Source organism: Marinomonas maritima (assembly GCF_024435075.2).
Taxonomy (GTDB): Bacteria; Pseudomonadota; Gammaproteobacteria; order Pseudomonadales; family Marinomonadaceae; genus Marinomonas; species Marinomonas maritima.
The window spans coordinates 1-2500 of the sequence record NZ_JAMZEG020000004.1 but is presented as its reverse complement, the minus strand read 5'-3'; the positions used below and the strand labels follow the sequence as shown (position 1 = coordinate 2500).

Sequence of the window (2500 nt, the reverse complement as noted above, 5' to 3'; positions counted from 1 at the left end):
GCGAACGAGGGGAACTGAAACATCTAAGTACCCTTAGGAAAAGAAATCAACCGAGATTCCCTAAGTAGCGGCGAGCGAGGGGATTAGCCTTAAGTTATTTTGGTGTTAGTAGAAGGCTCTGGAAGAGAGCCGCCGTAGAGAGTGATAGCCCCGTATACGAATGTCTACCGAAAATGCCATTATAGTGAAAACGAGTAGGACGGGACACGTGGTATCCTGTCTGAATATGGGGACCATCCTCAGAAACAAATACCCTGACTGACCGATAATGCAGAATGATACATGAGAAAGGAGCGAGAAAGGACCCTGTGAGGGGAGTAAATAGATCCTGAAACCCGTGTACATGCAAGCAGTGGGAGCTGGACTTAGTTTCATGGGCGCTGTAAGCCTTTTGTAATAGGTCACAACGACTTATTTTTGGCAACAGGATTAAGCATGTAGTGGGGCCGTAGAAACCGAGTCAACAGCGGGCGTTGAATTTATAGAATGAACCCGAAAACACCGGGCGATCTATCCGCCGTGGTTGAAGGTTGGGCTAACATCGCTGGAGAATGAACCCCTTCCGTTAAGAAAAGGCTGGGATGACTTGTGGATAGGGAGTGGCTAATCAAACTCTGGAGACAGCTGACAGTTCTCTCAGCTATTTAGGTAGCGCCTCTGGCTTACTCTCACCATTAGAGGTAGAAACTGTTTAGGCTGGGGGTCATGTTTTCCACCAACCCCATGCAAACTCCGAATACTGTGAGTGCAATACAGGGGGAACACTGGCAGGTGCAACGCATCTATAGTGTGGAAGAGCTCTTGAATGATCATTAGGATTCCAATTTACAGTTAATTTAAGGAAAAGCATTCTTGGAAGGCTTGAGCTGGCTAGGAGGTTGGCCAGAAGCAGCCATCCTTTAAAGCGTAACATTCACTAGTCGAATCGGCCTGCACGGAAAGGTACAACGAGAATAAAGCTAGCCGCACCGAAGCTACGGATGTAGTGTGGGCATGGTGAGGAAGAGTTCTTAGCCGTTGAAGGTCAAGCTGTAGAGCAGGCTGGAAGTATCAAGAGGTAGAATGTTGTGTGATGGCAATGAGGGAAGAAAAACTCCCCGCCACGGGGGAGTAAGTTTCCTGTCCCATGTTAATCAGGGCAGGTGAGTCGGCCCTAAGGCGGGCAGAAATGCGTAGTCGATGGAAAACAGGTTAATATTCCTGTACGCGAATGTATATTGCGATGGAGAGAGACGGAGAAGGCTAGGCCAGCACAGCGATGGTTGTCTGTGTTTAAGGCGGTAGGTTAGGTGCTTAGGCAAATCCGGGCACCTCATTTAGTGGGAAAGATCGAAACTGATGACGAGCCCTCTTTTGGGCAAGTGGTTGATGCCATGCTTCAGGAAAAGCACAAGCTTCAGATATATGACATTTACAAATGACACAGGTGGTCAGGTAGAATACCGAGGCGCTTGAAACTCGGGTGAAAGACTAGGCAAAATGTTTGTCGCTTCGGGGAGAAGAATTGCCGGCTGGTGTGAAGGACTTGCTCATGGCACTGATCGGTCGAAGATACCCGGTGGCTGCGACTGTTTATTAAAAACACAGCACTCTGCAAACACGAGGTGGACATTATAGGGTGTGACGCCTGCCCGAGTGCTTGAAGGTTAATTGATGCAAATTTAGCGCGGCCGAAGCTCTTGATCAAGCCCAAGTAAACGGCCGTAACTATAACGGTCCTAAGGTAATAAAATTCCTTGTCGGGTAAAGTTTGACCTGCACGAATGTATTGCTGATGGCCACACTGTGCGAGACTCAGTGAAATTGAAATCACTGATGAAGATGCTGTATCCGCGGCTAGACGGAAAGACCCCGTGAACCTTTACTATAGCTTCACAGTGAACTTTGAACCTATTTGTGTAGGATAGGTGGGAGGCTTTGAAGATAGGACGCTAGTTCCTTTGGAGCCAATCTTGAAATACCACCACAGTATGTTTGAGGTTCTAACTCAGGTCCATTATCTGGATCGAGGACACTGTGTGGTGGGTAGTTTGACTGGGGCGGTCTCCTCCCAAAGAGTAACGGAGGAGCGCGGTGTGCTAGGCACTGGTCGGAAATCTGGCCGAGTGTAAAGGCAAAAGCACGCTTAACTGCGGTTCGAACCCGTCGAGCAGGTACGAAAGTAGGTCTTAGTGATCCGGTGGTTCATATGAGAGGGCCATCGCTCAACGGATAAAGGTACCGGGATAACGACGGTGATACCGCCCAAGAGTTCACATCGGCGGCAGTGTGGCACCTCGATGTCAGCTCATCACATCCTGGGGCTGAAGCGGTCCAAGGAACACTGGCTGTTCGCCATTTAAAGTGGTACGCGAGCTGGGTTTAGAACGTCGTGAGACAGTTCGGTCCTACCGTGGACGTTTGAGATTTGAGAGGAGCTGCTCCTAGTACGAGAGGACCGGAGTGGACGAACCTCTGGTGTTCCGGTTGTCACGCGAGTGGCATTGCGGGTAGCTACGTT

The 2500-nt window shown here is 49.5% G+C and carries 1 rRNA gene (cut by a window edge); it reads left to right on the top strand.

Going from position 1 to position 2500, the window contains the following annotated elements:
• Positions 1–2500 (top strand): 23S ribosomal RNA (locus M3I01_RS15215); its annotated part reaches 167 nt to the left of the window's first position; the annotation flags it as partial.